Source organism: Aeromonas sp. 604443 (assembly GCF_049170315.1).
Classification (GTDB): domain Bacteria; phylum Pseudomonadota; class Gammaproteobacteria; order Enterobacterales; family Aeromonadaceae; genus Aeromonas; species Aeromonas veronii_A.
On record NZ_JAAKMI010000002.1, the window covers coordinates 77,277 to 100,992 of the forward strand.

At 55.2% G+C, this 23,716-nt stretch carries 26 protein-coding genes; all 26 read left to right on the forward strand.

Annotated features, from left to right (window positions below; genetic code table 11):
- Positions 1 to 7: 7 nt before the first annotated feature.
- The gene (fliJ, locus tag G5380_RS03940) at positions 8 to 448 is read left to right on the forward strand and encodes a flagellar export protein FliJ (protein WP_421352394.1); all 441 of its coding nucleotides are present in this window, start codon (positions 8 to 10) and stop codon (positions 446 to 448) included.
- Between the two features lie 67 nt (positions 449 to 515).
- Positions 516 to 2,450: a flagellar hook-length control protein FliK gene (locus G5380_RS03945; protein ID WP_421352395.1), complete on the forward strand. Its 1,935-nt coding sequence runs from the start codon at positions 516 to 518 to the stop codon at positions 2,448 to 2,450.
- Between the two features lie 57 nt (positions 2,451 to 2,507).
- Positions 2,508 to 3,023 (forward strand): flagellar basal body-associated protein FliL, encoded by a 516-nt coding sequence (fliL, locus tag G5380_RS03950; protein ID WP_227341088.1) that lies wholly within the window; start codon positions 2,508 to 2,510, stop codon positions 3,021 to 3,023.
- Between the two features lie 7 nt (positions 3,024 to 3,030).
- Positions 3,031 to 4,101 (forward strand): flagellar motor switch protein FliM, encoded by a 1,071-nt coding sequence (fliM, locus tag G5380_RS03955; RefSeq protein ID WP_005343961.1) that lies wholly within the window; start codon positions 3,031 to 3,033, stop codon positions 4,099 to 4,101.
- Positions 4,102 to 4,150: 49 nt separating this feature from the next.
- Positions 4,151 to 4,543: a flagellar motor switch protein FliN gene (gene fliN, locus G5380_RS03960; protein ID WP_005343964.1), complete on the forward strand. Its 393-nt coding sequence runs from the start codon at positions 4,151 to 4,153 to the stop codon at positions 4,541 to 4,543.
- On the forward strand, positions 4,540 to 4,920 hold the full coding sequence (gene fliO, locus G5380_RS03965; RefSeq protein ID WP_216951810.1) for a flagellar biosynthetic protein FliO: 381 nt from the start codon (positions 4,540 to 4,542) through the stop codon (positions 4,918 to 4,920). Before fliN ends, fliO begins: the two co-directional genes overlap by 4 nt.
- Complete coding sequence (fliP, locus tag G5380_RS03970; protein WP_421209533.1) at positions 4,907 to 5,680, forward strand: flagellar type III secretion system pore protein FliP; 774 nt, start codon at positions 4,907 to 4,909, stop codon at positions 5,678 to 5,680. The genes fliO and fliP overlap by 14 nt, the downstream gene beginning before the upstream one ends.
- Before the next feature lie 25 nt (positions 5,681 to 5,705).
- A complete protein-coding gene (fliQ, locus tag G5380_RS03975) occupies positions 5,706 to 5,975 on the forward strand; it encodes a flagellar biosynthesis protein FliQ (RefSeq protein ID WP_005334727.1) in 270 nt (89 codons plus the stop codon).
- Entirely contained in the window at positions 5,972 to 6,769 is a 798-nt protein-coding gene (gene fliR, locus G5380_RS03980; RefSeq protein ID WP_216951808.1) for a flagellar biosynthetic protein FliR, read from the forward strand. The genes fliQ and fliR overlap by 4 nt, the downstream gene beginning before the upstream one ends.
- Positions 6,762 to 7,892, forward strand: coding sequence for a flagellar biosynthesis protein FlhB (gene flhB / locus G5380_RS03985; protein ID WP_216951807.1), 1,131 nt, complete (start codon positions 6,762 to 6,764; stop codon positions 7,890 to 7,892). Before fliR ends, flhB begins: the two co-directional genes overlap by 8 nt.
- 107 nt (positions 7,893 to 7,999) lie before the next feature.
- Positions 8,000 to 10,105, forward strand: a complete 2,106-nt coding sequence (flhA, locus tag G5380_RS03990) for a flagellar biosynthesis protein FlhA (protein ID WP_216951806.1) — start codon at positions 8,000 to 8,002, stop codon at positions 10,103 to 10,105.
- Between the two features lie 16 nt (positions 10,106 to 10,121).
- Positions 10,122 to 11,546, forward strand: a complete 1,425-nt coding sequence (gene flhF, locus G5380_RS03995; RefSeq protein ID WP_421352396.1) for a flagellar biosynthesis protein FlhF — start codon at positions 10,122 to 10,124, stop codon at positions 11,544 to 11,546.
- Between the two features lie 34 nt (positions 11,547 to 11,580).
- A complete protein-coding gene (locus tag G5380_RS04000; protein WP_408082997.1) occupies positions 11,581 to 12,423 on the forward strand; it encodes a MinD/ParA family protein in 843 nt (280 codons plus the stop codon).
- The gene (locus G5380_RS04005) at positions 12,416 to 13,135 is read left to right on the forward strand and encodes an RNA polymerase sigma factor FliA (RefSeq protein ID WP_216951804.1); all 720 of its coding nucleotides are present in this window, start codon (positions 12,416 to 12,418) and stop codon (positions 13,133 to 13,135) included. The genes G5380_RS04000 and G5380_RS04005 overlap by 8 nt, the downstream gene beginning before the upstream one ends.
- A gap of 111 nt (positions 13,136 to 13,246) precedes the next feature.
- On the forward strand, positions 13,247 to 13,630 hold the full coding sequence (gene cheY / locus G5380_RS04010) for a chemotaxis response regulator CheY (protein ID WP_041234108.1): 384 nt from the start codon (positions 13,247 to 13,249) through the stop codon (positions 13,628 to 13,630).
- Positions 13,631 to 13,642: 12 nt separating this feature from the next.
- Entirely contained in the window at positions 13,643 to 14,383 is a 741-nt protein-coding gene (locus G5380_RS04015) for a protein phosphatase CheZ (RefSeq protein WP_216951803.1), read from the forward strand.
- 11 nt (positions 14,384 to 14,394) lie between these two features.
- Positions 14,395 to 16,614 (forward strand): chemotaxis protein CheA, encoded by a 2,220-nt coding sequence (locus G5380_RS04020; protein WP_421311264.1) that lies wholly within the window; start codon positions 14,395 to 14,397, stop codon positions 16,612 to 16,614.
- 32 nt (positions 16,615 to 16,646) lie between these two features.
- Positions 16,647 to 17,762, forward strand: coding sequence for a protein-glutamate methylesterase/protein-glutamine glutaminase (locus G5380_RS04025; protein WP_227341083.1), 1,116 nt, complete (start codon positions 16,647 to 16,649; stop codon positions 17,760 to 17,762).
- Positions 17,763 to 17,764: 2 nt separating this feature from the next.
- The gene (locus G5380_RS04030) at positions 17,765 to 18,502 is read left to right on the forward strand and encodes a flagellar motor protein (RefSeq protein ID WP_227341082.1); all 738 of its coding nucleotides are present in this window, start codon (positions 17,765 to 17,767) and stop codon (positions 18,500 to 18,502) included.
- A 2-nt stretch (positions 18,503 to 18,504) separates the two neighbouring features.
- Complete coding sequence (locus G5380_RS04035; protein WP_216951800.1) at positions 18,505 to 19,425, forward strand: flagellar motor protein MotB; 921 nt, start codon at positions 18,505 to 18,507, stop codon at positions 19,423 to 19,425.
- Positions 19,426 to 19,429: 4 nt separating this feature from the next.
- The gene (locus G5380_RS04040; RefSeq protein ID WP_005334696.1) at positions 19,430 to 20,224 is read left to right on the forward strand and encodes a ParA family protein; all 795 of its coding nucleotides are present in this window, start codon (positions 19,430 to 19,432) and stop codon (positions 20,222 to 20,224) included.
- Positions 20,221 to 21,093, forward strand: a complete 873-nt coding sequence (locus G5380_RS04045) for a chemotaxis protein CheW (RefSeq protein WP_216951799.1) — start codon at positions 20,221 to 20,223, stop codon at positions 21,091 to 21,093. Before G5380_RS04040 ends, G5380_RS04045 begins: the two co-directional genes overlap by 4 nt.
- A gap of 69 nt (positions 21,094 to 21,162) precedes the next feature.
- The gene (locus G5380_RS04050; RefSeq protein ID WP_005343991.1) at positions 21,163 to 21,651 is read left to right on the forward strand and encodes a chemotaxis protein CheW; all 489 of its coding nucleotides are present in this window, start codon (positions 21,163 to 21,165) and stop codon (positions 21,649 to 21,651) included.
- A 28-nt stretch (positions 21,652 to 21,679) separates the two neighbouring features.
- Positions 21,680 to 22,057: a DUF2802 domain-containing protein gene (locus tag G5380_RS04055; protein ID WP_168769852.1), complete on the forward strand. Its 378-nt coding sequence runs from the start codon at positions 21,680 to 21,682 to the stop codon at positions 22,055 to 22,057.
- 293 nt (positions 22,058 to 22,350) lie between these two features.
- On the forward strand, positions 22,351 to 22,986 hold the full coding sequence (gene ccmA / locus G5380_RS04060; protein ID WP_421352397.1) for a cytochrome c biogenesis heme-transporting ATPase CcmA: 636 nt from the start codon (positions 22,351 to 22,353) through the stop codon (positions 22,984 to 22,986).
- 5 nt (positions 22,987 to 22,991) lie between these two features.
- A complete protein-coding gene (ccmB, locus tag G5380_RS04065) occupies positions 22,992 to 23,660 on the forward strand; it encodes a heme exporter protein CcmB (protein WP_216951797.1) in 669 nt (222 codons plus the stop codon).
- Positions 23,661 to 23,716: the final 56 nt, after the last annotated feature.

Sequence of the window (23,716 nt, forward strand, 5' to 3'; positions counted from 1 at the left end):
GGCGACTATGAGTAAAGGGTTGCTATTGTTGGCAGAGCGGCTGGCTGAGGCAGAGCAGCAGTGTGCGCTGGCGCTGGTGAAGGCGCAGCAGGATCTCAAGCTGTTTATGGATCAGCAAAATGCCCTCAACCAGTACCGCCAGATCTACCACCAGCAGTGGACCGATCGCGGTTTACAAGGGATTTCGCCCCAGCAAAACAGCCAGTATCACGCCTTTATCAACAAGCTTGAGCAGGCGGCGACCCAGCAACACGAAGGGGTGCTGCAGGTGCGTCAGGCGCTGGAGCAACGTCGTGGAGAGTGGCTGGCTGCCCAGCAGCGACGCAAGGCGGTAGATCTGTTGCTGGAGAAGCAGGCGAGCCGCGAGCAGCAGAAAGCTCTGCGTCAGGAGCAGAAGATGCTGGATGAGTACGCCATGTTGCGGCGTTTTCATCAATCTGGCCTGTAACTTGCTTTGATCTGGACATTGTCGGCGGCCATCTCGTAGGGGGCCGCTAGAATTCAGGGATGCCATCATGATGCAGACAGTGTTGACACAAACGCCTTCGGCTGCGGCCAACGGGTTGGACAAAGCGCCTCTGAGCAGCTCAGTCGAGAGCAATGGCATCGATCTGGGGGGGCGCGACAGCAAGGGTGATTTCGCCACTCTGATTGCCAAGGCCCGGAACAGCGAACAGGGCGCCGCCGAGGCTACTCAGGGCGATAAAAATGTCCGATCAGCCAAATCTTTGGCGACCGAGGGCGCCTCTCCCAAAGAGGAGGCCAGCAAGGAGCAGGAGCCTGGCGCCGACAACAAGGCGGAGGAGCTCCCTGCCACCGACTTTCTGCTCCGTCTGCAAGACTCCCTCAAGCTCGATACCTCGCTAGTGACACCCCAACTGGCGGTGGCGGCCCAACAGAGCGCCACTGCGGCAGACGGCAATCCGTTGCCGCAAGAGGGTGCGCTGGAGGGGATTGCGCTTGATGAAAGCGAGCAGTCCCCTGCAACTGTCAGGACTGTACGCCAACTTGCCGATCAGTCCGGGGCGCAGTCGCTTCTGGCTACGACTGGTAAATCTTCCCTTGAAACTCCGGTTTCACTCTCTGCAGGAGGAGTGATTGAGCAGGGCGACGCCTCGACCGCCGTACTGTCCTCCGCTCCCAACACTTCTGAGGGGAAGGATGCCGCCGCCACCCAAGATGGTCAGCCCGGGGAGAAAGTCTCTGCCAAGGGTGAAATTCTCGGGGCAGATGGCAAGCTCACCAAGCCCCTTACGGGGGCTGAGCGGATGGCCCAACTGGCCAGGGTGTTGCCGGTTGAGGCGTCCGCCAATGCGGCAAATAGTGGTGAGTCACCCGCAGTGAAAGAGGGAGATGACAGCAAATCCGACCCCGCTGCCAGCAGCGTCGTGACCGGCAAGGGACAAGCTGCTCAAGCCACGACTCAGGGGGCGGTGCTCAAGGCATTCGGTGAGGGGGGCAAACAACCAGATGCGGGTAGCTCAACCACTTCTACTGCCGTAGAGAGCACCGCTAATGGGTCTGGCAAGGGAGCTGATAAGAGTAGCGCCGAGGGGGGACAGCAGGCAGCGACAACCACATCCTCCAATCCAGGTGCGGCGCAAGTGACGACAGTGCAAAGTGCCACAGCCCAGAGCAGCGTGACGGCAAATGTGACGACTCAGACCGATAGCGCTGCCGCACCCGTGATGGTGGCGCCGCAGCAGGTGTTGGCGCAGTCCGAATCTCAGGGGCCGCAAGCGCCGCTGTCGAGCATTTCAGCCGGGATCAGGCAGATGGAAGTGACGGGCACCGACGAGGTGCGCAAAGCGGTTTCGCTTGAGGTAAAACCGAAGGTCGGTGAGTCTGAGAAGAGTCTTGTCGCTACGACATCGAGCAGCGAGAGCAGCCAGAGCCAGACTGTACAGCATGGCCAGAACAGCCAGCCTCAGCCCCAGGTGGCCGACAGCCGGGCGCCCGCCGCTGAGGGCACGTTGCGCCGTGAACCGCAGAATTTACCCCATTTGAAACTGTCTAGTCAGGAAGCACCCGCCGAATTGCACCAGAAGGTCAACCTGATGCTGGCCGACAAGCTGCAGCAGGCCGAGCTTCAGCTAGACCCCATCGGCCTTGGCAAGATGAAGATCAAGATCCAGATCGACGTATCCAGCCAGGCGAGCGTCCATTTTGTAGTTCAGCACGGACAGACCCGTGAGATGCTGGAGCAGGCGATGCCCCGTCTGCGTGAAATGCTGGCGGGGCAGGGGATCCAGCTTGGCCAGACCCAGGTGCAGCAGCAGTCACAACAGTCACCGCAGCAACAACAGCAGGGTCAGTCGGCGTTTGCCGGGCAGGGACAATCAGGAGAGGGACACTCCGGTCATAGCCATCTTGACGGGGAGGTCACTACGACCAACCCCAATTTGTCGGTGGAATCGACAAACGGTTCAGGAATAGATTTCTATGCTTGATGCAATCCCGAGTAAGTTTATGATATCGAACAAGTTTGAGACTAGGGTGGACAAGGGATGGCTGACGATAACGAATTGACGCTAAAAGACCCGGCTGCGGGCAAGAAAAAGAAGCTGATTATTATCATTGCCCTGGCGGTCATTTTGCTGGGCGGTGGTGGAGCAGGCGCCTGGCTTATGCTGTCCGGCTCGGATACCCCCCCTGCCGAAGCGGCGGAGGGTGCTGAGGCCAAACCCAAGGTGGAAGCACCCCAGCCATCCCTTTATGTCGGGATGCCGCGTCCCTTTGTCTTCAACGTCGCGGGAGCCCAGCGGGATCGACTGGTGCAGATCAAGATCCAGCTGATGGTGCGCGGCACCGCCGACGAGACGCTGGCCAAACAGAATATACCCCTGATTGAAGGCACCTTGCTGCGGGTGTTCAGTGCAGCCAGTGCCGAACAGCTGATGACCTTTGAAGGCAAGGAGAAGCTGCGCAAGGATTCACTGGAAGAGTGCCGTCGGGTGCTTAAGGACCTGGTCTCTTCCCCCGTTATCGAACAAGTGCTGTTTACCGGCTTTGTAATGCAGTAGGTGAAGCGTGAGCGATCTGTTAAGTCAGGACGAAATTGATGCCCTCTTGCACGGTGTCGATGATGTCGAAGAGGAAGAGATAGGCGGCGCCGGAGACCCCGGCGTTGCTCAGTTTGACTTCTCCTCCCAGGACCGCATCGTCCGTGGCCGGATGCCGACCCTGGAGCTGGTGAACGAACGTTTTGCTCGCCACATGCGGATCAGCCTGTTCAACATGATGCGTCGTACCGCCGAGGTCTCCATCAACGGGGTGCAGATGCTGAAGTTTGGTGAGTATGTTCACACCCTGTTCGTGCCGACCAGCCTCAATATGGTGCGTTTCCGGCCATTGAAAGGAACCGCACTCATCACCATGGAGGCACGACTGGTTTTCATTCTGGTGGAGAACTTCTTCGGTGGTGACGGGCGCTACCACGCCAAGATTGAGGGGCGCGAGTTCACGCCGACCGAGCGACGGATCATCCAGATGCTGCTCAAACTGGTGTTTGAGGATTACAAGGATGCCTGGGCGCCAGTGATGGACGTAGGGTTCGAGTATCTCGACTCTGAAGTGAACCCGGCGATGGCCAACATCGTCAGCCCGACCGAAGTGATTGTGGTGAGCTCGTTTCACATCGAACTCGATGGTGGCGGCGGCGATTTCCACGTGGCCATGCCCTACTCCATGCTGGAGCCGATCCGTGAACTGCTCGATGCCGGTGTGCAGAGTGACAAGGGTGACACAGACGTGCGCTGGAGCAAGGCACTTCGTGACGAGATCATGGATGTAAAGGTCGAGTTGAGGGCCAAACTGCTGGAGACCGAACTCACTCTGCGTGAACTGATGGAGCTGCAGCCGGGAGATATTATTCCGGTCGACATGCCCGAACATTTGCTGGTCTACGTGGAAGATTTGCCCACCTTCCATGCCAAGATGGGGCGGACCAAGGAGAATGTGGCACTCAAGATCACCGACAAGCTCAAGCGCCCGGAAGGGGTCAAGACCGAGATGCATCTGGTGACCCGGGGTGGTGTACGTATCGATGGTGAGGCCGAGCTTGAAGAGCTTGAGCGCAGCATCGAAGAACAACAGCGTTAATCGACGGTTTGCAGTTATTGATCGTCACGAAGTGGTATAAGGAAACAAGATGAGCGGAACAGAGGAAGAGGATCTGATGGCTGATGCCTGGGCGGCAGCACTGGAGGAGCAGGTGACGGCGGAAGCCAAACCGGCCCCGCTGGAAGAGCTCAAGGACGATGCCCCTATCAGTGCCGAGGAGCGGCGCAAGCTTGACACCATTCTGGATATTCCGGTCACCATCTCGATGGAGGTCGGTCGCAGCCAGATTAGCATTCGTAACCTGCTGCAGCTCAACCAGGGCTCGGTCGTGGAGCTGGATAGGGTGGCGGGCGAGCCCCTCGACGTGCTGGTTAACGGTACCCTGATCGCTCACGGCGAGGTGGTGGTGGTGAACGACAAGTTCGGTATTCGCCTGACCGACGTCATCAGCCAGATTGAACGGATTAAGAAACTCAAATGATGCGTCTGCTGCTGTTGTGGCTGCCATTGCCGGTGTTTGCCGAGGTGGGGGGGGCCGCCAACCCTCCCAGCCTGAGTTCCTGGCTGCTCTCCAGCCTGATGGTGATCGGGCTTATTCTGGTGCTGGGTTTCTTGCTCAAGAAGAGCAAAATTGCCACCGCCATGGGGGGCGGGCAGATGAGAGTGATTGCTACGCTGCCTGTGGGCTACAAAGAGAAGCTGCTGGTGGTCAAGGTGGGTGAGCAGCAGCTGCTGGTCGGCGTAACGCCGCAGCAGGTCAACTTTCTCTATCGGCTGGAGGAGCCGCTGGACGAACAGCAGCCACAGGCATTTTCCCAGCAGCTGGGTAAGTTGATGGGCAAACATGAAAAAAACTAACGGCTTGTTGTGGCAAAGCGGATTGCTGGCCAGCCTGTTGATTTCGCTGCTTTGCGCCTGGCCTGCGTTGGCGCAGGACGGCATGTCGGCAGTGACCGTCAAGACCATGGGGGATGGCTCTCAGGAGTACAGCCTGACCCTGCAGGTGCTGGCGTTGATGACGGCACTTTCATTCCTGCCGGCAATGGTCATCATGATGACCTCGTTTACCCGTATCATCATAGTGTTGGGAATCTTGCGTCAGGCGATCGGTCTGCAACAGAGCCCCTCCAATCAGGTGTTGATCGGCATAGCCCTGTTCATGTCGTTCTTCATCATGTCGCCTGTGCTGGATCGCATAAATGACGAGGCACTGCAGCCCTATCTGGCCGAAACCATTGAGGCCAAGGAGGCGCTGGAACGGGCTGAATTGCCCATCCACCAGTTCATGCTGGCCCAGACCCGGATCAAGGATCTCAATACTTTTATGGAGATCGCCAACGTGCAGGTGGAGAAGCCTGCCGATGTGCCGCTGCGGGTGCTGATCCCGGCCTTTGTCACCAGCGAACTGAAAACAGCCTTCCAGATTGGCTTTATGCTGTTCTTGCCGTTTCTGGTCATCGATCTGGTGGTCGCCAGTATCTTGATGGCGATGGGGATGATGATGCTCTCGCCGATGATCGTCTCGTTGCCTTTCAAACTGATGCTGTTTGTGATGGTGGATGGCTGGAACCTGATCCTGGGTTCGCTGGCCAACAGTTTCGGACTGGGTGCCGGTTAACCGGTCCCATGCAAGGAGCCCGAACATGAGTCCAGAAACCTTTGTCGATGTATTTCGTGAGGCGCTCTGGCTGGTCAATATCATGGTCAGCGCCGTGATCCTGCCCAGCCTTGCTATCGGGTTGGTGGTAGCCATCTTTCAGGCCGCCACCTCCATCAACGAACAGACCTTGAGCTTTCTGCCCCGTCTCATCGTGACCCTTTTGGCCCTAGGGATTGGTGCTCACTGGGGAATGCAGAGTCTGATGGACTTCTTCATCCTGATGGTCAATCAAATTCCCGAGGTGGTGGGGTGACCTATACCACCGCTCTGATCATGGAGTGGTTGTCGTCCATTCTCTGGCCACTGGCTAGAATAAGCAGCCTTTTCATGGTGATGGCGGTATTTGGCAGCCGGCTGGTCGCCGCTCGGATCAGGTTGGGGCTGGCGGTAGCCGTGACGTTTCTGGTTGCTCCTCTGCTCCCTCCCATGCCCCCAGTGGAGCTCTTCTCTGCCGGCAGTTTTCTGGTCTTGGGCCAGCAGCTGTTGATCGGTATTGCGCTGGGGTTGATGACCCAGTTTCTGATGGAAAGCTTCGTGATGGCGGGGCAGGTGATAGCCATGCAAACCAGTCTGGGTTTTGCCACCCTGGTGGATCCGATGAATGGCCAGTCGGCCCCTGTGGTCGGTCAGTTTTATCTGATGCTGGCGACTCTGGTATTTCTGGCGCTTGATGGTCATCTGGTGATGCTACGTCTGGTTATCCTCAGTTTTGAGACGCTACCCATCTCCGATAGCGGTCTGTCACTCTCTTCTATGCAAACCCTGAGCGCGTTCCTGGGGGTCATGTATCAGGCCTCGCTGGTGATGGCCCTCTCTGCCATCGTGGCGCTGTTGCTTATCAACTTCGCTTTTGGCGTGATGACCCGGGCAGCCCCCCAGCTCAATATTTTCAGTATCGGTTTTGCCGTCAGCATGATGTCGGGTTTGCTTATCCTCTGGCTTACGATCGGCGGGTTCCTCGGCCATTTCGACACCTTGTGGGAGCGGGTGCAGGAGGTCAGTTGCGAGCTGATTGACACCCAATGTTTCGGAGGTGTCAATGGCTGATACCGACCAGGAACGTACCGAACAACCCACGGGCAAACGACTGCAACAGGCCCGTGAAAAAGGGCAGATTGCACGTTCAAAGGAGCTGGGAACAGCCAGTGTGCTGTTGTCAGCCGTATTTGGCCTGCTGTTTATCAAGGGTTACCTGGCGAACGCCATGCTCAAGGTGGTGACCATGGGCTTCACGCTGAACAGAGAGCAGGCTTTCGATCCCAATGCCATGGTTGCTATGGTGCCGGCGCTGCTGGGGGAACTGGTGTTTCCGCTCGGATTGCTATTCGCTCTGGTCGCTATTGCAGCTTTTATCGGCAATATCCTGATGGGGGGGATGAACTTCTCCACTGAAGCAATGATGCCGAAATTCAGCAAGATGAGCCCCATCAGCGGGTTCAAGCGGATGTTTGGGGTGCAGTCACTGATTGAGCTTGTCAAGTCCATCGCCAAGGTGGTGTTCATCACCCTGTTTGCCTGGTGGATGCTCTCCAGCCAGTTTGATCATCTGCTCAACCTCTCCATGGAGGGATTCCCCGGCGGGATTATAGATGCCCTCGACCTTTTTTTGTGGATGCTGATCATTCTTTGCTGTGCCCTGTTGCCTATTGTGGCCATCGATGTGCCGTTCCAAAAATGGAACCATATGCGTCAGCTCAAGATGACCAAGCAGGAGGTGAAGGACGAGTTCAAGGATAGCGAGGGTAAACCCGAGGTAAAGGGCAAGATCCGCCAGTTGCAGATGCAGATGGCGATGCGCCGGATGATGGGGGATGTACCCAAGGCTGATGTGGTGATCACCAACCCGACTCACTACTCGGTAGCGCTCAAGTATGATGCGGGCAAACCCGGTGCCGCGCCCAAGGTCTTGGCCAAGGGAACTGATGAAATTGCAATGAAGATCAGGGAGATAGCTAGAGAATACGAGATACCCATCATGCCGTCACCGGCCTTGACCCGGGCTATCTACCACTCTACCGAGTTGGGCCACGAGATCCCGGAAGGGTTGTTTGCGGCGGTTGCCCAGGTTCTGGCCTATGTCTTCCAGCTCAAGAAATTCCGCCGTGGCCAGGGGCGCCGTCCTCAGCCGCTGGCTAAAGATCTGCCCATTCCGACCGAATATCGCAAATGACAAAGTTCTGACGTTGTCAAAATAAATTCATTGTATTTCAATGTGTTGCATTATTGGCTTAATGTTTGCTTTAATCTGGCACCAGCAGGTTGACATTGAGAAGAGCGATGGAATTCAAGGCAGTATTGGGCCAGTTAAAACAGTCTCGGGGAGTATTGAGCAAAGGCCTTGGTACCCCTCTGCTGGTATTGGCCGCGCTCGGCATGGTGGTGTTGCCCATCCCGCCACTGATGCTGGATGTGCTCTTCTCCTTCAACATTGCGCTCTCTATCGTGGTGCTGCTGGTATCCGTCTATACCCGGCGCCCCCTCGAATTTGCTGCTTTCCCGACCGTATTGCTGCTGGCCACCTTGCTGCGGCTGGCATTGAACGTGGCCTCGACCCGGGTGGTCTTGCTGGAAGGTCACAATGGCAGTGCAGCGGCAGGCCATGTGATCGAGGCATTCGGTAATGTGGTGATCGGCGGTAACTATGCAGTCGGCATCATCGTCTTTACTATCCTGATGATCATCAACTTTGTGGTTATCACCAAGGGGGCCGGGCGGATCGCGGAAGTGAGCGCCCGTTTTACTCTGGATGCGATGCCGGGCAAACAGATGGCCATCGATGCCGATTTGAATGCCGGCCTCATCAACCAGGAAGAGGCGAAGAAGCGTCGCCAGGATGTGACCCAGGAAGCGGACTTCTATGGCTCTATGGATGGTGCTTCCAAGTTCGTCAAAGGGGATGCCATTGCGGGCATCATGATCCTCTTCATCAACATCATCGGCGGCTTTATCATCGGGATGATGCAGCATCATCTTACCTTCAGGGAGTCTGCCGAGATCTATACCCTGCTGGCGATAGGTGACGGTCTGGTGGCGCAGATCCCCTCCCTGTTGCTCTCTATCGCCGCCGCCATCATAGTGACCCGTCAGAATACCGATCAGGATATGGGCACGGCGGTATTGGGCCAACTGTTCGACAATCCCAAGGCCTTGATCATCTCTGCCGGTATCCTGCTGATGATGGGACTGGTGCCGGGGATGCCGCACTTCGCCTTCCTGAGTCTGGGGGCGATCGCTGCCGCTGGAGCCTGGTGGCTGCTGCGCCGCGAGAAGCTGGCGGTAGCCAAAGCAGCCAGCGGCGAGTTGATGCCGACCAGTACTGACCAGCCATCGCATGAACAGAAAGAGTTGAGCTGGGACGATGTGATGCCGGTAGACATCATCGGGCTGGAAGTGGGTTACCAGCTAATCCCGCTGGTGGATCGCAATCAGGGGGGCGAACTGCTCAACCGGATCAAAGGGGTGCGCAAGAAACTCTCGCAAGAACTGGGCTTTCTGGTGCCTGCCGTCCACATCCGCGACAACCTGGATCTGGCACCAAATCAATATCGCATCACCTTGATGGGAGTCAGTACCGGCGAGGCCAGCGTCTACCATGATAAAGAGATGGCCATCAACCCGGGGCAGGTATTCGGCCAAATTCAGGGGATTGCTACCCGGGATCCCGCGTTTGGACTTGAAGCAGTGTGGGTAGCCAAGGAGCAGGTGTCACAGGCGCAGACCCTGGGGTATACAGTGGTGGATACTGCGACCGTAGTTGCCACCCATTTGAGTCAGATCTTGACCAACCATGCCTCACTGTTGCTCGGCCATGACGAGGTACAACAACTGCTCGACATGATTGGCAAACACCAGAGCAAGTTGGTCGAAGGGCTGGTGCCGGAAGTGATCAGCATGGGTAACCTTGTGAAGGTATTGCAGAATTTGCTCAATGAAGGGGTGCCAATCCGCGATATGCGCACTATCCTGCAGACCCTGGTTGAATACGCGCCGCGCAGTCCGGATCCGGAAGTGCTCACCGCGGCTTGCCGGATTGCCCTGCGTCGTCTGATTGTGCAGGAGATTGCCGGCCCAGACCCAGAGCTACCGGTGATAACATTGGCACCTGAATTGGAACGTATATTGCATCAATCCCTGCAGGCGGGTGGAGGTGATGGTGCCGGTATTGAGCCGGGTCTGGCGGAGCGAATGCAGCGCTCGCTGGTGGAAGCCACTCAACGACAAGAATTGGAAGGCCAACCGGCCGTGCTTCTGACATCGGGGATCTTGCGCAATACCCTGGCAAAATTTGTCAAGAATGCCATTCCTGGGTTGCGTGTTCTGTCTTATCAGGAAGTGCCCGACGACAAGCAGATCCGCATCGTCAGTGCGGTAGGGCAGAACTAGTTAGCGGAGACGATGGGTGAAGATTAAGCGGTTTTTTGCCAAGGACATGCGAACGGCTCTGGCCGAGGTCAAGGAGACGCTCGGGCCTGACGCTGTCATCATGTCCAACAAGAAGGTCACCGGAGGGGTAGAGATAGTCGCCGCAGTCGATTATCAATCCCAGGTTCCGGGGCCCAAAGATGCGCCGGTTCGCCGTCAGCTGAACGATGAGAGTGTCAATATTTCGTCTGCTGCTCGGCAGATTACCCGCCCCGAGCCCACAAAGGTTCAGGAACAGAACGAACATTATGCCGATACCCTGGCCGCCTTGCTGGCGCGCCAGCAGAAGCTCAAGCCGGGCAATGGGGCGCCAATGGGCAATACCCAATCGGCCGGTCTGGCCGCTGCCAATGCAGCGCCCAGAACATTGGCCGAGCAGGGGCAATGGGGTGCCGCCCCGGAACCTGTCAAGCCCAAAGCCCGGGTTGCCTCCGCCCAGCGTTCTTCTCAACCTGCTCAGCGGGATCAGGAGATGGAGGGGATGCGCAAGGAGATGGCCAGTATCCGCAAATTGCTGGAGCACCAGATCTCCGGTCTGATGTGGCAGGAAGTTGAGCGACGTGAGCCGATGCGGGCTCTGCTGATCAAGGAGCTCAAAAAGATGGGCTTTGACGATGCGTTTGCCGATCAACTGGCGGGGCTGATCCCTGAAGACATGCCCATCCATCAGGCGATGGCCCAGTTGGCGGAAGTGTTGACGGCTCAGCTCAAGATCAGCGAGGACGAGATTTTACGTCAGGGGGGCGCCGTTGCCCTGCTGGGGCCGACCGGGGTGGGCAAGACCACCACCATCGCCAAATTAGCCGCCCGTTTTGCCATGAAGTATGGTGCCGAGCAGGTGGCCCTTATCACCACTGACAACTACCGGATCGGTGCTCATGAGCAATTACAGACTTATGGCCGGATCATGGGCTGTCCGGTTCGTCAGGTGCGTGATGCCGAAGAGCTGGCCAATGCCCTCTATCAGTTCCGCCACCGTCGGCTGGTATTGATCGATACGGCAGGTGTGGGGCAGCGGGATATCCGGCTGACCGAGCAGCTCGATACCCTGGTCAAGAATGCCAAGGTGAGGATCCGCAGCTATCTGGTGATGTCGGCAACCTCCCAGCGTCGGGTAATGCAGGAAGCGGTTGACCATTTCCGGCGCATTCCCTTGAGCGGCTGCATACTTACAAAGTTGGATGAGAGTCTGAATCTGGGCGAAGTGATTAACGTGTGTATCCAGAATGCCTTGCCTATCAGTTACATCACGGATGGGCAGCGGGTTCCGGAAGATATTCAGGTTGCCAATGCGGCGCAGCTTATCGGCGCGGCCATGGGCTCGCTGGAGCGAGAAACAGAAGAGCCCTATTTCTGGGGCACAGGCTTTGGCGAGGCCGAAGATTCGGAGTTTTATGAGTAACATGTATATGGATCAGGCGAGTGGTCTGCGCAAAATGCGTCAAAACAATCGAGTAAAAGTGATCGCCGTTTCCGGTGGTAAAGGTGGCGTGGGCAAGACCAACGTGACCCTGAACGTGGCGGGAGCCATGGCGGCCCAAGGCAAACGGGTAATGGTGCTGGATGCTGACCTTGGTCTGGCCAACGTCGACGTCATGCTGGGGCTGCGGGTTCATCGCAATCTCTCTCACGTGCTGGCAGGTGAGTGCACTATCGACGACATTATCGTTGAGGGACCGTATGGCATGATGATTGTGCCTGCAACCTCGGGGACCCAGTCCATGGTCGAGCTTTCACCGGTACAACATGCCGGACTGATCCGCGCCTTCAGCGAGATGAAGACCCAGGTCGATATTCTGATGGTGGATACGGCGGCGGGGATCTCGGACATGGTGTTGAGTTTCACCCGTGCTGCGCAGGACATCATGGTGGTGGTGTGTGACGAGCCGACTTCCATTACCGATGCCTATGCCCTCATCAAGATCCTCTCCAAAGAGCACGGTGTATTTCGCTTCAAAGTAGTGGCAAATATGGTGCGCAGCCTGCGTGAAGGGCAGGAGCTTTTTGCCAAGCTGACCCGGGTAACCGATCGTTTCCTCGATACGTCACTGGAACTGGTTGCCTGCGTGCCTTATGACACCAATCTGCGTGCCGCCGTGCGCAAGCAGAAACTGATTGTCGAGGCGTTTCCCAAGTCGCCGGCGGCTTTGGCTTTCCGCGCATTGGCCAACAAAGCAGCTAGCTGGCCGGTACCAAACCAGCCTGGCGGTCATCTGGAGTTTTTCCTGGAGAATCTGTTGCAGACTCAGGCCACCACACAGGAAGGTTCCCGTGAATAAAGCCCAAGCGTACTTGCGTCATCAGGATTCCTATCTGCTGGTAGAGCGCCATGCTCCACTGGTCAAGCGGATTGCCCAGCATTTGCTGGCTCGCCTGCCAAGCAGTGTCTTGCTGGATGACCTGATACAGGCAGGTATGATTGGGCTGCTCGAAGCGTCACGGAACTTTGATGGTAGCAAGGGAGCCAGTTTCGAGACCTATGCCGGGATCCGTATCCGTGGTGCCATGCTGGATGAGATCCGGCGTGGTGATTGGGTGCCCCGTTCCGTGCATCGAAACAGCAGAGCGATTGCCGAAGCGATCGAAAATGTGGAACAAGCCAATGGACGGGATGCTCGCGACGCGGAAGTCGCAGCGCAAATGGGGGTCTCTCTCGCTGATTATCATGTCATGCTGCAGGATGTCTCCTGTGGCAAGATCATCGGTATCGAGGATCTGGGGGTCAGTGAGGATGTGATCGGTAACCCTGATGAAGCTCCGTCAGGCTCGGGGTTTGATGAACTGGCCACAGAACGATTTCAAATTCAACTGTCGGAGCAAATTGGTCGCTTACCGGAGAGAGAAGCCCTGGTTCTCTCTCTTTACTACGATGAAGAGCTGAATTTACGTGAAATTGGCGAGGTTTTGAATGTGAGTGAGTCGCGCGTGAGTCAGATACATAGTCAGGCAATGCACAGACTACGCGCTCGTTTGAGAGATTGGCATCTATAAGTGTTTGTACTGGCTACACTGAGATGAAACTCTAAGGCATAATCCGCATGACACAACCCGTTTTTAGCATCATGTAAGTGAGCCACTGAGGTGGCTATTGAGGAGGGAATTTTGGACAAGAACATGAAAATCCTCATTGTTGACGATTTTTCAACGATGCGCCGGATTATCAAGAACTTGCTTCGCGACCTTGGGTTCAACAATACCCATGAAGCGGATGACGGCAACACAGCATTGCCGATGCTGAAAAATGGTGATTTCCAGTTTGTGGTTACCGACTGGAACATGCCAGGCATGCAAGGTATCGACCTGCTGAAAGCCATTCGTGTCGATGAAAAGCTCAAGCATCTGCCGGTACTGATGGTGACGGCAGAAGCCAAACGCGAGCAGATCATCGAAGCCGCGCAAGCCGGCGTTAACGGTTATATCGTCAAGCCTTTCACTGCAGCAACGCTCAAAGAAAAACTCGACAAAATTTTTGAACGCCTTGGCTAAGGAGCAGCAGGGATGATGGCCAAAACGAAAGCAATGATTTCGCTCGACCAGGCAAGGATGCTTGTTGCTCATCTGGAGCAAGGTGAATTCGAGCTGGCCGATGAACTGCTTGCCAATGTATGTGCCCCCAACGCAGCCGATCTGTTTGAAAAAGTTGGTCAGCTGACCCGACAATTGCATAACTCACTTCAAGAATTTCGTCTCGACCCCCGAATTCCCGATTTGGCCACCCATGACATTCCCGATGCGAGGGAGCGCCTCAATTACGTCATAGATATGACCGACAAGGCTGCTAATCGCACCATGGATGCGGTAGAGGCCAGTCTGCCAATAGCGGATCGCCTGAATGATAATATCCAGCTGGTGATGCCCAACTGGAATGCACTGATGTCCAGAGATATGAGCGTGGGGCAGTTTAAGTCCTTATGCCATCAACTTGATGATTTCATTAAGGCTTCTGAGTCAGATGCCGATAAGTTACGACAACTGCTGACAGAAATTCTGATGGCACAAGACTTTCAGGATTTGACAGGCCAGATGATCCGCAAGGTCATAAAACTGGTTCAGGAAGTTGAAACAAAATTAATAGAAATGCTGACTATGTTTGGTGAGGCTGCAGCTGAGCATTCAACTCGTACTCTCCCTGTGAACGGGATTGAAGCCGAAGGCCCAATCATGAATCCAGAGGCGCGTGCCGATGTAGTCAATGGTCAGGATGATGTGGACGATCTGCTGTCTAGCTTGGGATTCTAATGGAGTGACGCATGGCCTTCGAAGTTGATGAAGACATACTGCAAGACTTTCTGGTCGAAGCATCCGAAATATTGGAACAGTTGTCTGAGCAACTGGTCGACTTGGAAAAGCGGCCTGATGACAAGAATCTGTTAAATGCCATCTTTCGCGGTTTCCATACCGTAAAAGGTGGTGCCGGTTTCCTGTCTTTGGGGGAGTTGGTTGACGTATGCCACGGCGCTGAAAACGTATTTGATATCTTGCGTAATGGCAAGCGAACCGTGACTGCCGAACTGATGGACGTGATCCTGCAAGCGCTGGACGCCATAAACGTCATGTTCGCCCAAGTACAAAACCGTGAAGCGCCAAGTCCTGCGTCTGATGATTTGCTCCATGACCTCCACGAGTTGTGCAAGCCTGAAGGAGAAGAGCAACTCCGAACCGCGACAAGTGGCGCTATTGCCATGGAGCAGGAGGCTGTCACTCCTGTTGTTGAGGTTGTCTCCGACCCCGAGGTTGTTGAACCGATAAACCAGGCCAGCGATCCTGCTCCTGTTAACGGGGGCGGATCCATAGACGAGATTTCAGCTGATGAATTCGAGCGTCTGCTGGATGAGCTGCATGGCGTGGGGGGCACACCAACCAAGAGTGCGGCAGGAGCGACTGTTGCTGGCGAATCTGGCGATATAACCGATGATGAGTTTGAGGCCTTGCTGGATCAACTCCATGGTCAGGGACAGCACATGGGGGCGCCAGAGGTGAATCCTCTGAAGTCGGTGCAAAAAGAGGTGGACGAGCTTATCGATGATGATGAGTTTGAACGCCTGCTTGATGAATTGCATGGTCGTGGCCAAGGTCCTCAGAGTAGTATGGCACCTGCCGCACCTGCCGCACCTGCCGCACCTGCCGCACCTGCCGCACCTGCCGCACCTGCCGCACCTGCCGCGGTGACTGCGCCCAAACCGACAACACCTGTAGCCAAACCTGTACAGGCTGACCCCGCAAAACCTGCCGAAGCAGCCAAGGCATCAGCGCCTGCCGCCAAGGCTACGCCAGCTCCTGCCGAAAACAGTGCAGTGCAAAGCGATACGACGGTGCGGGTGGATACCAAGACCCTTGATGTCATTATGAACATGGTAGGTGAGTTGGTACTGGTTCGTAACCGGCTGGTGAGTCTGGGTATTGCCAGTAATGATGAAGAGATGTCAAAGGCGGTTGCCAATCTGGATGTGGTAACGGCTGACCTGCAAGGTGCGGTGATGAAAACCCGCATGCAGCCAATCAAGAAGGTATTTGGTCGTTTCCCGCGCGTGGTGCGTGATCTGGCCAGAACCCTCAAAAAAGAGATTGAGCTGGTGATGGTTGGGGAAGAGACCGACCTCGACAAAAACCTGGTGGAGGCGCTCGCCGATCCTCTTGTTCACCTTGTTCGCAACTCCTGCGATCACGGGGTCGAAATGCCGGATGTGCGAGAGAAAGCGGGCAAGCCGCGGCAAGGGACGATCACCCTTAGCGCCTCCCAGCAAGGCGATCATATCCTGCTTTGCATTGAGGATGATGGCGCCGGGATGGACCCGGAAAAACTCAAGTCTATTGCGATCAGCCGCGGTGTGCTGGATGCAGATACTGCCGCGCGCATGAGTGATAACGATGCCTATAACCTGATCTTTGCCCCCGGATTTTCGACCAAGTCCGAGATCTCCGATATCTCTGGCCGTGGTGTCGGAATGGATGTGGTCAAAACCAGTATTGTCAGCCTCAATGGGTCAGTGCACATCGATTCTACCTGGGGTAAAGGCACCCGTCTCGAAATCAAGGTTCCGTTGACGCTAGCCATTCTGCCGACCCTGATGGTTGAAGTGGGTGAGCAGACCTTCGCGCTTCCCCTTGGTTGTGTGAACGAGATTTTCCATCTGGATCTGAAGAAGGCCAATATGGTCGATGGTCAGCTCACCATCATTGTGCGTGATAAGGCGATTCCCCTCTTTTATCTACACAAGTGGTTGATCCGTGGTACCAACAAGCGCTCACGTCAGGATACCGGGCATGTGGTGATCGTGCAGATTGGCACTCAGCAAATCGGGTTTGTGGTCGACAGCTTGATTGGTCAAGAAGAGGTGGTGATCAAGCCGCTCGATAATCTGCTGCAAGGCACCCCGGGGATGGCTGGTGCAACCATTACCAGCGATGGCGGTATTGCCCTTATTCTGGATGTACCGAGTCTGCTCAAAGCATATGCGCGTAGACATTAATCGCTCAGGCCCAAGGAGTTAGAAAAATAACAATGGCAGTCAAGGTATTAGTTGTCGACGATTCGAGCTTCTTTCGCCGCCGGGTGAGCGAGATAATCAATCAGGATCCCATGCTGACGGTGATAGATACTGCTCAGAATGGGCGTGAAGCCGTAGACAAGGCCATGTCGCTGCGCCCTGATGTGATCACCATGGACATCGAGATGCCCGTGATGGATGGCATCAGTGCAGTGCGGGAGATCATGGCCAAGTGTCCAACTCCCATTCTGATGTTCTCCTCCCTGACTCATGAAGGCGCCAAGGCAACGCTGGATGCACTGGACGCCGGTGCTCTTGACTTCTTGCCCAAAAAATTTGAAGACATTGCCAGAGACAAGGACGAAGCGGTCAGACTGTTGCAACAACGGGTGAAGGAGATCTCCCGCAAGCGCTTCCTGATGACATCCGCTGCTCGCCCCAAAGCACCTGAACCGGTTGCTCGTGCTCCGCTGGGTAGCACTGCGCCCAGATCTTCAGAGCGTCAGCCTGACCTGCAACGCACTGTGCCAAGTGCCTCATTCAAGCGAAGTGGCAAGAGTTATCAATTGGTGGCGATCGGGACTTCTACCGGCGGCCCGGTAGCCTTGCAAAATGTGCTGACCAAGTTGCCAGGGGATTTTCCTCACCCAATATTGCTTATCCAGCATATGCCTGCCACCTTCACCGCAGCTTTTGCTGCCCGTCTAAACGGGTTATGCCAGATAGGTGTCAAGGAGGCCGAGGATGGAGACGTCCTCAAACCGGGCCATGCCTACCTGGCCCCCGGTGGCAAGCAGATGCTGTTGGAGGGTCGTGGTGCAGGCGCCCGTATTCGCATCGTTGATGGCAACGACAAGGTAAATTACAAGCCTTGCGTGGACATTACCTTTGCCTCTGCTGCCAAGACCTATGCCGACAAGGTATTGGCGATTGTGCTAACCGGTATGGGGGCTGATGGCCGTGATGGTGCCAGACTGCTGAAAGAGCAGGGCTCTACAATCTGGGCTCAGGATGAGGCTTCCTGCGTGGTATATGGCATGCCTCAAGCGGTTGCAAAGGCAGGTATTGCCAGTGAATCACTTCCTCTGGACAAGGTGGCCCAGCGTATTCTGGTTGAGTTGGGGCGCTAATCATGGGCTTGCTCGGTCTGCTCCTCGCACTGGGGGCTATTGCTATTGCCCAGCTGTGGCATGGTGGCTCCCTGTTGACGTTGTTGGACGGGCCTGCTTTTCTCATTGTTCTTGGCGGTACAGTTGGTGCCGTTACATTGCAGACCCCTGCCAAGTTTGTTTTGCTGGCATTGCGCCAGTGTCTATGGATTTTCAATCCGCCACGGCAGGATCTCTCTGCCCAGGCTGAACGGCTACAATCCTGGGCTGCCTTTGCACGCCAGCAGGGGCTGCTGGCCCTCGAAAATCAGGCTGAGCAGGAGGAGGACCATTTTACCCGCCAAGGGTTGAACATGATTGTCGATGGTGTCTCCACGGAGGATATTCGCATGTTGCTCGAAGCCGATATCGATATCGAGCAGGAGCGTAATGAACATGCGGCCCGGGTGTTCGAAGCCATGGGGGGATATAGTCCGACTATCGGGATTATCGGCGCTGTCTTGGGCCTTATCCAGGCCATGTTTCATCTTGAAGAGCCATCTGCTCTGGGGGCTGGCATCGCAGTGGCATTTGTGGCAACCATCTATGGTGTCGGGTTTGCCAACCTGATCTATCTACCGATAGCCAACCGGTTGCGAGCGTTTCACTATCACTATGCACTGTTTCAGGAGATGACCCTGGAAGGGCTGTTAGCCATTGCCCATGGTGAGAATGGTTTACAGGTTGAACGTCGGCTCAGGGCCTATTTGAAAGGAGAGTAGCCATGCGCAAGCGCTATCGTTTGCACTTGCAGGGGCGTGAACACCTTGACCGTTGGCTGGTCTCCTATGCCGATTACATGACGCTGATATTTGCTCTGTTTGTGGTGCTCTACTCTGTTGCGCTGGTGAACAAGGACAAATATCGTGCGGTGATAGATGGCATGAGTCAGGCGTTCAGTGTCATGCAGTCTCGCAGTGATGGTCTGCTGGAGGGGCAGGGCAATTCACTGTTGGAGAATGCTGTTTCTGCCTCCCCCTCGTTGCTGGAAAGCGCAACGTCCCCCTCTCCTTCACTTGCCCCCATTTCTGGTGTCCCTGTGCTGCAAGATGGCACGACACTTGCCAAACTTGATATGCAGTTGCAAGAGAGCATGGGGTCACTGGTGGATGCCGGGATAGTCAAAATGACGCAAGACGAGAACTGGCTGACTGTGGAACTCAGTTCAGGTCTGCTGTTTGGCAGTGGCAGCGCCTTTATGGGACCGAATGCTGCACCGGTAATCAATACTCTTTCAAGTATTCTCAAACCGGTCGATAACTATATAAGGGTCCGAGGATATACAGATAACCAACAGATAAATAATGAAATTTATCGTTCTAATTGGGCGCTTTCTGCTGCGAGGGCCGAAGCGGTGCTCAATGGCTTGATTGCTGATGGCATCGCACCCCAGCGTCTGGCCTTTGAGGCATATGGCGAGTTTTCCCCTTTTGCCGATAACAGCACTGAGCAAGGCCGGCTGCAAAATCGCAAGGTTGTGGTCGCAATTTCCAAATTCGCCTGGGTGCCGCCAGCTCCTGTGGCGGTAAAGCCCCCGGTGGTTGCCGAACCGGTTCCTGTGGTGCAGCAGGCGGTGGATGCTGGAGAGATAAAGGTTATCTCTTTGCCCGGTGGCGGCATACGTATAACAACAAGGCAGGATTGATACAGTGATTGTTTGGACGGTTGCCAACCAGAAAGGTGGTGTGGGTAAAACCACCACAGTGGTCTCGCTTGCCGGGATCCTGGCCCAGCGTGGTCAGCGAGTGCTGTTGATTGACACCGATCCTCACGCCTCGCTGACTGCATATCTTGATTTTGATTCAGATCGTCTGGATGGAACCCTCTATGAGTTGTTTCAAGCTGTCAAACCGACAGCCGAGCTTGTCAATAAACTGACGCTCAAGACCAAGTTCGAGAATATCAATTTACTACCCGCATCTATTACCCTGGCGACTCTTGATCGGGTAATGGGAAATCGTGAGGGAATGGGGCTGGTGCTGAAGCGGGCGCTGCTGCGCATTCAGGATCAATATGATTATGTGCTGATCGACTGCCCGCCTGTGCTTGGGGTGATGATGGTCAATGCGCTGGCTGCCTGCGATCGTATTCTTGTGCCGGTTCAGACCGAGTTTCTCGCTCTCAAAGGATTGGAGCGGATGATGAAGACATTCGAGATCATGCAGCGTTCCAAGCGTGACAAATTCCGTTATACCGTGATCCCGACTATGTTCGACAAGCGCACCCGTGCCTCTCTGATGACCTTGAAGTCGATCAAGGATCAATATGGAGATTCAGTGTGGAATGCGGTGATCCCTATTGATACCAAGTTTCGGGATGCCAGCTTGCTGCATATCCCCCCGTCTATCTATTCTCCCGGGAGTCGTGGAACCTATGCCTATGAGACGCTGCTCAACCATCTTGATGCCCTTGAGCGGCAACGGGTTCATGAGGTGACGGCATGAGAGATACCATTCAAGTACGGGCGATGGATGACTATTTCCACTCCCTGCTGCTCGATGAGCCGCTGGTGCTGGATGAGGTGGAAGAGGTTCAATCCGCCCCTGTTTTACAGTTGCAACGTCAGCCCCAAAGCGTCCCCGAGGTGGTTGCTGCACCTTATTTGGAAAGTGATCCACGCCTTGCCCAGCTTGGCGAACTGTTGGCTCAGGTGGGACAAGTTCAGTTTGAAAATGATGCCTTCACCCAGGAGGTGACACTGACGGCCCCATTGGAGATTGTGGCCGAGGAGTCATTGTTGCCGGTAGAGCCTGAATGGCCTGAGGAGGTGCTGCTGCCCGAAGTTGCAGAGCCCCACACCACCATCTTGACTGAAACTGCGCTGGAGGTTGCTCCGGTAGAAGCCACTGAACCTGTCACTTGGGAGAATATCGATACCGGTAAAGAGTTTCAGGCCCTCTTTTTTGAAGTCGCGGGCGTGACGTTTGCGGTGCCGTTGACCGAGCTTGGTGGTATTCACCAGTTGGGCGAGATCACCTCCCTGTTTGGCCAGCCGGGCTGGTACAAGGGGATCATGACCTCTCGCGAGCAGAAGATGAATGTGGTCGATACCGCCCAGTGGGTCATGCCGGGTCAGCATCTCGAGATGGATGATTACAAGTATCTGATTATGCTTGGTGAATCGCCGTGGGGATTAGCCTGCCACCATCTCAAAGGGACTGAATTGTTACACCGTGACCAGGTTAAATGGCGCCATCAGGAGGGCAAGCGCCCTTGGTTGGCGGGCATGGTCAAAGAAAAAATGTGTGCCCTGTTACACGTTCGTGAACTGCTCTTGTTGCTGGAGCGTGGGGTTAACATAGAAGGTCGCTGATAACTTCTGCAATCGAGCTGTTTTATTGCTAGTTTTAGCAGTAGACGTTTTCATAAAAGGAATAAAAACATGACAGAAAAGCGCAATATCGCACAGAATCTGGCCGAAGATGAAGTGCTGCAATGGGTAACCTTCCAGCTGGAAAACGAAACCTACGGCATCAATGTGATGCAGGTTCAGGAGGTGTTGCGCTACACCGAAATTGCACCGGTGCCGGGTGCGCCTGAGTACGTACTGGGGATCATCAACCTGCGTGGCAATGTGGTGACTGTCATCGATACCCGTTCCCGTTTCGGTCTGCCTTCCGGCGATGTGAGCGAAAATTCCCGGATTGTGATCATCGAAGCCGAGAAGCAGGTGATTGGCATCATGGTCGACAGCGTGGCAGAAGTGGTATATCTGAAATCTTCCGAAATCGATGCTGCTCCAGCTGTAGGTACCGAAGAGAGCGCCAAGTTCATTCAGGGGGTCAGCAACCGTGATGGGCAACTGCTGATCCTGGTTGACTTGAACAAGCTGCTCTCCGATGAAGAGTGGGAAGATATCGGTTCCCTCTGATAAGTAAGGTGATGTTTTGATAATCGAGATGGTTGCCTTGGGGTTGTCCCTGATTGCCTTGGCGTTTGCCTCTTATATCTGGTTCAAGAGCAAGCGTAGCAAGCAGGAGTCCGAGGCTAGTGTGGCAACGCTGCAAGGTCAGTTGGAAAGCTTGCGCAAGCAGATGATGGAGCTTCATACCGGCGCCATCGGCATGGGACAGCGGTTACAGTCGGTAGAAGGGGCGATGCAGCAGGTCAATGAACGCCAGCAAGAATTGACCATGCAGGATCCCGAGCGACGGCTTTACAGTCGAGCGGCCAAGATGGTCGAACTGGGCGCCGACCTTGATGAGGTCATGAGTGAGTGCGAGTTGCCAAAGGCAGAAGCCGAGCTCTTGATATCGTTGCGAAAAGGCCGCTCTTGATGATTCAGGAAGGCAACTTGCCTTCCTGAATTTTTTCTGTTGCATGTATGGCGCTCTTTCATGGAGCGCCATGTACAGTGATCGAGAAGAATAGTTATTTGCTAATACTGGTTTGTTATGAGGTTTCCAGTTTGATCTATTTGGATGCCTTTGATTGTCATCATTTTCCACGCCTATTTTTCCTTGTGCGCGATCTTCTCCACAAAAACAGTGGATGAAGGGCATCTTGGAAAAGACGTATTCCAATACTGTGTTAAGATGCAAGCCGCTTCATTTTCTCTGAAAAAATCTCCATGCTGCTTCAAGTTAACAATCTGAGCTGCGTGCGTGAAGATCGCACTCTGTTTGAACATCTCTCCTTTGCGGTAGTTCCCGGTGATCTGGTGCAAATTGAAGGTCCCAACGGGGTTGGCAAGACCAGCCTGCTGCGTCTGCTGACTGGCCTGTCTCAGCCGTTTTCCGGTGAAGTGTGCTGGAATGGTGAAAATATTCGCCATTGCCGTGATGAGTACCATGCCAATCTGCTCTATCTCGGTCATCAGCCCGGGGTCAAAGCTGCCTTGACTCCGCTCGAAAATCTCGCCTTTTATCAGAAGCTGCATCATGTATCCGGGCAGACAGTGGATTTGTGGCAGGTGCTTGCCCAGGTTGGGTTGGCCGGTTTTGAAGAGAACCCGACCGGACAGCTCTCGGCAGGTCAACAGCGTCGGGTGGCTCTGGCCAGGCTCTGGCTCAGTGACAAACCGGCTCTCTGGATCCTGGATGAGCCTTTTACCGCCATTGATAAGCAGGGGGTCAAGGTGCTGGAGAGGTTGTTTCTGGCTCATGCCGAGCGGGGGGGGATGGTGATCCTCACCACTCATCAGGATATGACGCTGATGCAGGGTCGACTGAAAACACTCTCGCTTACGCCCTTGCTGCAGGAGTAGTTTCGATGTTGCGTGCCGTCATGTATTTGATCCACCGCGAGTTATTGATGGCCCTGCGCCAGCGTGCAGATATTCTTAACCCGCTCTGGTTTTTCCTTATTGTCATCACCCTGTTCCCACTCGGTATCGGCCCTGAGCCCAAGTTGTTGGCTCGCATTGCTCCCGGCATCATCTGGGTGGCAGCCTTGCTGGCGGCCATGCTGTCGCTGGAGCGACTGTTTCGCGACGACTTTGGCGACGGTTCGTTGGAGCAGATCATGTTGATGCCCCATTCACTCGGGTTGCTGGCGCTGGCCAAAGTGATTGCTCACTGGTTACTGACTGGATTGCCGTTGCTGCTGATTTCGCCCTTGCTGGCAATTTTGCTATCGCTGGATATGAACAGTTATCTGGCGGTAGTCGCCACTCTGGCACTCGGCACACCGGTGCTGAGCCTGCTCGGTGCAGTCGGGGTTGCCCTGACGGTCGGGTTGCGCAAGGGCGGAGTGCTGCTCAGTCTGCTTATCCTGCCGCTCTATATTCCGGTACTGATTTTTGCCACCTCTGCAATTGATGCGGCGGGGATGGGCTTGCCCTATGGCGGACAGCTTGCCATTCTGGCCGCCATGCTGGTTGGTGCCCTGACGCTGACGCCGTTGGCCGTTTCGGCCGCATTGAGGGTCAGTCTTAACTGATGATCTATTGGTAGAACGCAACATGGTTTCGCATGGAGCATTCTTTTCCAGAAATA

What these genes read in the sequence shown, in the direction of transcription:
- G5380_RS04055 (WP_168769852.1), top strand. Translation starts at nt 21,680, where the DNA reads ATGGTTGCCTTGGGGTTGTCCCTGATTGCCTTGGCGTTTGCCTCTTAT.
- fliJ (WP_421352394.1), top strand. Translation starts at nt 8, where the DNA reads ATGAGTAAAGGGTTGCTATTGTTGGCAGAGCGGCTGGCTGAGGCAGAG.
- G5380_RS04050 (WP_005343991.1), top strand. Translation starts at nt 21,163, where the DNA reads ATGACAGAAAAGCGCAATATCGCACAGAATCTGGCCGAAGATGAAGTG.
- G5380_RS04025 (WP_227341083.1), top strand. Translation starts at nt 16,647, where the DNA reads ATGGCAGTCAAGGTATTAGTTGTCGACGATTCGAGCTTCTTTCGCCGC.
- ccmA (WP_421352397.1), top strand. Translation starts at nt 22,351, where the DNA reads ATGCTGCTTCAAGTTAACAATCTGAGCTGCGTGCGTGAAGATCGCACT.
- G5380_RS04035 (WP_216951800.1), top strand. Translation starts at nt 18,505, where the DNA reads ATGCGCAAGCGCTATCGTTTGCACTTGCAGGGGCGTGAACACCTTGAC.
- G5380_RS04000 (WP_408082997.1), top strand. Translation starts at nt 11,581, where the DNA reads ATGCGTCAAAACAATCGAGTAAAAGTGATCGCCGTTTCCGGTGGTAAA.
- G5380_RS04045 (WP_216951799.1), top strand. Translation starts at nt 20,221, where the DNA reads ATGAGAGATACCATTCAAGTACGGGCGATGGATGACTATTTCCACTCC.
- flhA (WP_216951806.1), top strand. Translation starts at nt 8,000, where the DNA reads ATGGAATTCAAGGCAGTATTGGGCCAGTTAAAACAGTCTCGGGGAGTA.
- fliL (WP_227341088.1), top strand. Translation starts at nt 2,508, where the DNA reads ATGGCTGACGATAACGAATTGACGCTAAAAGACCCGGCTGCGGGCAAG.
- fliP (WP_421209533.1), top strand. Translation starts at nt 4,907, where the DNA reads ATGAAAAAAACTAACGGCTTGTTGTGGCAAAGCGGATTGCTGGCCAGC.
- G5380_RS04015 (WP_216951803.1), top strand. Translation starts at nt 13,643, where the DNA reads ATGATGGCCAAAACGAAAGCAATGATTTCGCTCGACCAGGCAAGGATG.
- G5380_RS04020 (WP_421311264.1), top strand. Translation starts at nt 14,395, where the DNA reads ATGGCCTTCGAAGTTGATGAAGACATACTGCAAGACTTTCTGGTCGAA.
- fliO (WP_216951810.1), top strand. Translation starts at nt 4,540, where the DNA reads ATGATGCGTCTGCTGCTGTTGTGGCTGCCATTGCCGGTGTTTGCCGAG.
- fliQ (WP_005334727.1), top strand. Translation starts at nt 5,706, where the DNA reads ATGAGTCCAGAAACCTTTGTCGATGTATTTCGTGAGGCGCTCTGGCTG.
- fliN (WP_005343964.1), top strand. Translation starts at nt 4,151, where the DNA reads ATGAGCGGAACAGAGGAAGAGGATCTGATGGCTGATGCCTGGGCGGCA.
- G5380_RS03945 (WP_421352395.1), top strand. Translation starts at nt 516, where the DNA reads ATGATGCAGACAGTGTTGACACAAACGCCTTCGGCTGCGGCCAACGGG.
- ccmB (WP_216951797.1), top strand. Translation starts at nt 22,992, where the DNA reads ATGTTGCGTGCCGTCATGTATTTGATCCACCGCGAGTTATTGATGGCC.
- G5380_RS04030 (WP_227341082.1), top strand. Translation starts at nt 17,765, where the DNA reads ATGGGCTTGCTCGGTCTGCTCCTCGCACTGGGGGCTATTGCTATTGCC.
- flhB (WP_216951807.1), top strand. Translation starts at nt 6,762, where the DNA reads ATGGCTGATACCGACCAGGAACGTACCGAACAACCCACGGGCAAACGA.